This is a genomic window from Blastocatellia bacterium (genome assembly GCA_035573895.1).
Lineage (GTDB): Bacteria > Acidobacteriota > Blastocatellia > HR10 > HR10 > DATLZR01.
This window is the reverse complement of the sequence record DATLZR010000093.1, coordinates 25,692-32,000: the sequence shown is the minus strand read 5'-3', so window position 1 is coordinate 32,000 and position 6,309 is coordinate 25,692. Positions and strand designations below refer to the sequence as shown.

Below are 6,309 nucleotides of genomic sequence, written 5' to 3'. Positions count from 1 at the left end.
CGCCAGCCGATCGGCCGCTGCTGATGATACCGCCACAACGGCGTCAGCCTGACGGATGGCCCAGAGCGCTAACCGGGCCCGAAGGCGTTGACGCCACGTGACCGAAGGCTCATCGAGCACATGTCGGGTGATGATCAGCGGTACGCCCACCAGGGATCGAACCGCCGCGCCCAGGATCGAAGCGTCCTGTCCGTGAGCATGTACAAGAGCTATCGGCTGCCGCCTGAGCAATCGCAGAAGTCGCCACGCTGCTAATGGATCGGCCAGCCGCCGCGCTCCCAGATCATACCGTCGCACACCGGAGGATGAGAGTTCAGCCGCAAGCGGGCCATCGTGCCGAGCTGTCACAGTACAGACCAGCGCCTCCATACCTCTCTGCTGCAACCGGCGCAAGAACGAGACGGTGACGCGTTCGGCCCCACCCGTGGCCAGGCTGCTCAGTAAGATCAGAGGGAGCCCGTCACGTTCAGGGCGATGGGAAAGGTTTTGCACCCGCCTCCGTTCAACCGGTGCCTCTACGCTGAGCCCCTGATTCAACAAAAGCAGGCGGGTCCGTCTCGATGCGCATACGTCTGAAACAGGGTTCTCCATATCTTGATCCCCGAGTGCTCTCGCTCTTTCCATGCCCGTTCGGCCAGAAAGACGGGAAAGAACAGTTCAAGCAGCTTTGGCGAGATCCCCATCGCTTCACAATAGGACAGCAGATAGTCGCGCACGAGTTGAGCCAGCCAGCTTACTTCTAAATAGGTAGCGCGAAACGCTGCTGCTGGCGTAGCCCAGCGTCCCAACTTCCAGGGGTAGCTCAGCCCATAGCTTGTGGCGAACAAGAAGAGATCCTCAAACGGCGTGCTGCGCCAGTGAAACTGCTCCCAATCCACCACTCCGACCAACTCACCGCACCGGATCACATTACGCGCCCAGAAATCACCCTGTCGTGCGACGAGGGGAAGAGGCTCGTTCGGAAGTTCCTTTGCCAAGGTGATGATGTGAGAGATCAGGTCACGCTCGGCAGCAGAGGCGTCGCAGTCTCGCTGAAAGGCGTTTAGCGGCTGGACGATATAACGATCCACCGACTCCTCGTTCAGGGAGACTGACTCCCAGCGGGTGGCCTGATGAAATCGCACGAGCCACCGGCACGCCAGGCGAAAATGCTCCGATGCGCAGTGATGGGGGCGCCAGCAGTTGCGCAGTTCACAATAGAGGGAGCGTCCCGGAAGAAATCCTTCCAGCAGTGTCGTCGTTGCGCCAACATGGATGAGCCCCAGCGGACGGGGTAGGGTCACCCGCAGGTCATCGTCGAGCCGTTGATGAAGCGTCCAAAGTGCCGCATACTCGTGCTCCAGCACTGTCTGCTGAGTTGCTTGAGTAGCGACTTTCGCCACTGCCCGGGGCAGGGCTGACTCCCGATCAAAGAGAAAGAATACCATCTGTCGGCGGACCGAATGGCGGTAATCATCGAGCATGAGAAAAGCTAACGGCCCGTGCACTGCTATTCCGGCCCGTCGTAAGCATTCTTCCAGCCGCGGGGCCAAAAGGTCTGCCCATGATCGTTCGGCGTCGGACAGGCCACCAGGAGCGCCATCTTCTCCGTGAGAATGAGGCGAATTCTGGAAAGCGCTAGTGCTCGATGAGCCTTCAGCCAACAACAGGATCCGTCCGATCCGCGAGGACGCCCGCGCAAGGGTGGCCCATATCATCTCCCGCCGCGAGTGCGGAACCAGCAGGTAATCCAGGTAAAAGCGGAACGCGGCCGGGTGATCGAGAGGAATTTTATAGCGATCATGCCAGCCATAACGGACCTCCGTGCCCGGTTGTGTCACCGCTTCGATCACTTTTCCCTCACGGTCATCGAGGAGCAGCAAACTGTCGCACCTAAAAAGAGGAACACCCCTAAGGTCCTTCGCCCTTTCTCACCGCCGGCGCTTCAGGTAGAGGATCAAGCCGGCATCATTGGTGAGCCAGATATTGGCCGGTCCTTCCAGCGCTGAATAAACAATCTGGTTTCGACCCGGGTTGACGGTAACCGTGACTTCCTCAACATTCCAACTGGAAACGGACTGACTCGCCGTATCCTCGTTCTTTCGGATGTACACGGGGAAGGCAAACAGGTCGTCGGTCGTCAGTTGCGGATCACGGGGATCATTGAGCGTTGCTGGGCTGACAGAGCTGGCCGCGCCGAACGTGTAGGTGTGTTCGCTGCCGCTGGCGAAATCATTAAATGCCAGATTCTGATCCTGAATCCGGAACTCTCGTCCCCCAAGACCGAGGAAAACGGGGTCATCGGTTCCGGCAGCCGGACGATTGCCCGTGACGATGCGGACTTGAATTGTTGTGATCGGCTGCGGCAGTTGGAGTGTCATCAGAGGTGTCGAGGCACCAAGCACCACGAGGATAATTCCCATGATGAAGAAACGGTTGTTCATACGGACCTCCAAATGTTGCTAGATGGCTTTGCGAAGGGAGAACGCAATCGCCGCTCGGGCCTGCCGGACTGCCTCCGGACTGATTAGCCAGAGGCAAGTCGCATAGATCCCGAATCCCAGCGCGGCGGAAACAGTCAACCGAACCACATTCGGCCAACTCCCGAGCAGAGGTGGCAGAAGGTGCAGCCCCATCAGCATTACTGCTGTGCTAATCGCTGCTGGCTTGAATTGGGCAAGGAGAGTTTTTAGCGGCAGGGTCAGAACCCGACTGGCAATATAGAGATTGAGCAGCGTGCTGGCGCCGGTGATCGTCAATTGCGCAAGCGCCACTGTTCCGATGCCCCCGCCCGCTCCCCACACCAGTGTCGGTACTAAAACGACCGCGCGCACCAGTCCTACCCGCACCAAAATATCCGGCCGACCGACGGCTTTGTAGACATCACCGGCATGTGAGCCAAGTGATCGGAGACAGCCCGCCAGGGCCAAGGCCTGAAGCACCGGTATTGAGGGTTCCCACTGAGGACCGTACAACGTTAAGATGACTGGCGCTCCTAATACCGCCAGTCCTACGCCAGTGGGCACTGTCACCAGCGATAAGTAGCGCAGCGTAACAAGAAACGCCCGTTGGAGTGTCGGACGGTCTCCTTGCAATCGAGCGTAGGCGGGGAAGGCAATATTCCCCACAACCCAGATGACCATGGTGACGAAGAACTCCGGGAGGCGAGAGGCCATGCCGTAGAAACCCAGGGCGACGCTCCCTAACAACCGGCCAACGATCACGTGGTCCGCGTGATGAATAATGGCCGACAGCACATTGACGGAAACAATCTGGCTGCCATAGCGTAACATTTCGCGGAGGAGGTCCCAGGAGACCCGCCAACGCGGTCTCCAGGGCACAATCATCCATAGTGCCAGCGTTGAAGCAGCAGCTCCCAGCAATTGTCCCCACACCAAGCTCCACACTCCTCCGCCCAAAAGCGCCAGCAGCACCGACGCCGTTCCTTTCAGGAGCGCCCGTGCCAGATCAGGGATCAATCGCTGCTTGAAATCGAGTTCGCGCCGCAGCAGCGCATCATGCACGTTGCCCAACGCCGTGAGGACAAAAATCCACGCCAGCACACGAACGAGGGGCACAACTGCTGGATCTTTGAAGAACCGGGCGATGAGCGGTGCGCCGAGCATCGCCAGCACGAACCACACTATGCCCATGATCAGGCTGATGATGAAGGCAACATGAGCTGCTTGCTCTGGTCGTTTCTGTTCGTAAATCAACGCCGCACTGACGCCTAAGTCGCCGATGGTATCAAGGTAGCTGATAACCAGTAGCGCGAATCCGACTTGACCAAACTCGGCAGGCGTCAATAGCCGCGCCAGAATGAGGCTGCTGGCAAATACTAACAGCTTACTGCCACCCAACGAAACGTAAGTCCAAATCACGCTCCCAACGGCCCGAGCCAGGATTTCGCCGCTAGCGGATCGCAGATCACTCAGAGGCATTGATGTGAACCCGTGCGGTCTCATGTGATGTATTCCCTCAGCCACCTCGTGTAAAACGCCAATCGCCGTTGGCGCTTCCAGGCATGGAGCCAGGTAGTCCCGGGCTTGAGCACCGGACTATGGGCCATGATCTTCACCATCGCTGTGAGCATGAAAACGGCCAGTGATCTCGAATCGAGTTTCTCCGGCTGACCATACCCTTGCAGGAAATTCTCTTTGATCACCTGGACCAGTTCATGACTCAGGTGATAGGACGGCATCGCCTCGATCAAGCCCAGGAAATAGCAGAGGTCCTCATAAAGGATTCCCTCCTGCCAGCCCTCGAAGTCTATGACGGTGATCTTCTCCGGTGAGACGAGCACATTGTGGGGACCGAAATCACCGTGATGGCCCACGATCTGATGGTCGCCGGTGAAAGCGGCGGACTTCTTCCGCTCAAACCAAACAGCGATCTGAGCCGCCAGCGCCGGGTCAAGACCACGTACCTCGCAGATCTCGAGATTCCGGTAGAACTCTCGTTCGATCCGCCGATAAATGACCGATGGATCTGCTGAGCGTTGGGTTATGTGGTGAAAGAGTGCCAGCCACTGTCCACACGCTTTCACCTGTTGACACAGCCGCCTCCGTCCCGCGGTCGTCTGGAGCCAACGAGCCCACCGGAGCGAGCGACTCAACTTTTCGCCCGGACACTTTTCAACCACTAACGCCGCGTGCTCGGGAAAATAATCCAGCGGCTTGGGCACGGCCAATCGGGTAGAACGCTGGGAGAACTCGCGCCAGAAGAATGACAGTGCTTCGTACTCTCGCTCGGCACATCTCTTCGCTCGCTGGGTTATTTTCTCCAGCGGAACTCCTGCTGGGCGGTGCAGCTTAAGGATCCATCGCTTTTCGTTGGCCAGGGCTATTTCATAAATTTGTGAATCCTGGCTGCTTTGGAGCGGGCTCAACGTCACATTCATGCAGCCCGTGCTTGTCAGGGGAGAATGGTAGCTGCCGACTCTGTTCCTGATTTCGTCTTCGAGCGCGACCTTCCCATTCATCGGCTGCGATGGTTGATCCATAGCGGCGGAAAACAACGCGCGCAGCTTGGCGACGGTGCGGGTCAGATCAAATTCCCGGGCAATTGCCTCTCGCCCGCGTCGTCCCATCTCCAGACGCAGAGACTCACATTCGGCGAGTTGGGTGATCGCTCTGGCCAGAGCCTCCACATTTCCCGGCGGGACAAGTAGACCCGTGATGCCATCCTCCACCAGCTCCGGGATTCCGGACAGTCGAGACGCTACGACGGCGAGGCGGCTGGCCATCGCCTCCATGAGTGCAACCGGCAAGCCCTCCATTTGGCCGTTTGGCGCGACAACGCTCGGCAAGACGAAAAGGTCCGCTTGAGCCAACAACGCAGCGACCTCATGCTGTGGCCGACCGCCCAGCAGGTGCACGGTTTGAGACAGGCCTAATTGGCGAATCAGACGCTCGATCCTTTTTCGTTGTTCACCCTCGCCCACAATCAGGCAGCGCAGGTGGGGAAGCCGCGGTCGGAGCAGAGCGCAGGCCCTTACCAGATATTCGATCCCTTTGTACGGCTGCAGACTAGCCACGCACACGATCGTGAATGGATTGCCCTTCCGGCTCTTAGGTGATTGTTCAGGACAAGCAAGAGAACTCGGAGATGCATCGCTACCGTATCGCTCGATCTCGATGCCGCAGCGGATGACGATGATCTTATCCGCGGGTATCTGCGGGCAGATTCGCAACAAGTATCTCTTATTGAACTCCGAAACAGTCACCACGAAGCGAGCTTTCTCCATCTTCTCGGCCAACATTCGGGTGTGAACAAAAATGTCATGGGCATGGGCGGTGAAGCTGAAACCAATGCCGGTCAACTCGGAAATAATCAACGCTGCTAGCGCCGGATGCGTGGCGAAGTGGGCGTGAACATGTTTAATGCCTCTCTGCTCGATCAAGCGGGCCAGATACACCGACTTCGGGAAAATCCCGATGGCGCCGATGAACAAGTTCGCCGAACCCCATGTGCCTTTTAAGGCTGCCCACAACGCTTTCAAGTATTGTCGCGGTGATCGCCTCAGATAATGAAGCTGGGCCGAAAGGATGGCACCGGAGACTAAAGGTGTATAGTGCACCCGGGAGATCAACTGATCAACTTCGGCATGTCGTATCGGTTGTTGAACGCGAAGTAGCGGGAAAATGATGACCGGTTGACCTTGCCTCTCCAGTTCCAGTATTTCGCGCAGGATGAACGTCTCGGTCAGGCGCGGGAAGCGAGACATGATGTAGGCGACCGGCGAACCCACCGCCGGTGACGCCGGCTCCACCGTTTTTGTTGTCACGTGAGTTTCAAAGGCCATGCTCCTGCAACCTCGGCTCGGCGACT

5 protein-coding genes are annotated in these 6,309 nt (G+C 58.0%); all 5 read right to left on the bottom strand.

Annotated features, from left to right (window positions below; translation table 11 throughout):
* Positions 1-492: glycosyltransferase (locus VNM72_09180; GenBank protein HXF05576.1), on the bottom strand; the 492-nt coding region annotated here is incomplete at its 3' end.
* Between the two features lie 41 nt (positions 493-533).
* Positions 534-1,832 (bottom strand): hypothetical protein, encoded by a 1,299-nt coding sequence (locus tag VNM72_09175; protein ID HXF05575.1) that lies wholly within the window; start codon positions 1,830-1,832, stop codon positions 534-536.
* A 78-nt stretch (positions 1,833-1,910) separates the two neighbouring features.
* Complete coding sequence (locus VNM72_09170; protein ID HXF05574.1) at positions 1,911-2,423, bottom strand: PLAT/LH2 domain-containing protein; 513 nt, start codon at positions 2,421-2,423, stop codon at positions 1,911-1,913.
* An 18-nt stretch (positions 2,424-2,441) separates the two neighbouring features.
* Complete coding sequence (locus VNM72_09165) at positions 2,442-3,860, bottom strand: lipopolysaccharide biosynthesis protein (protein HXF05573.1); 1,419 nt, start codon at positions 3,858-3,860, stop codon at positions 2,442-2,444.
* An 80-nt stretch (positions 3,861-3,940) separates the two neighbouring features.
* Positions 3,941-6,283 (bottom strand): glycosyltransferase, encoded by a 2,343-nt coding sequence (locus VNM72_09160; protein HXF05572.1) that lies wholly within the window; start codon positions 6,281-6,283, stop codon positions 3,941-3,943.
* Between the last annotated feature and the right edge of the window lie 26 nt (positions 6,284-6,309).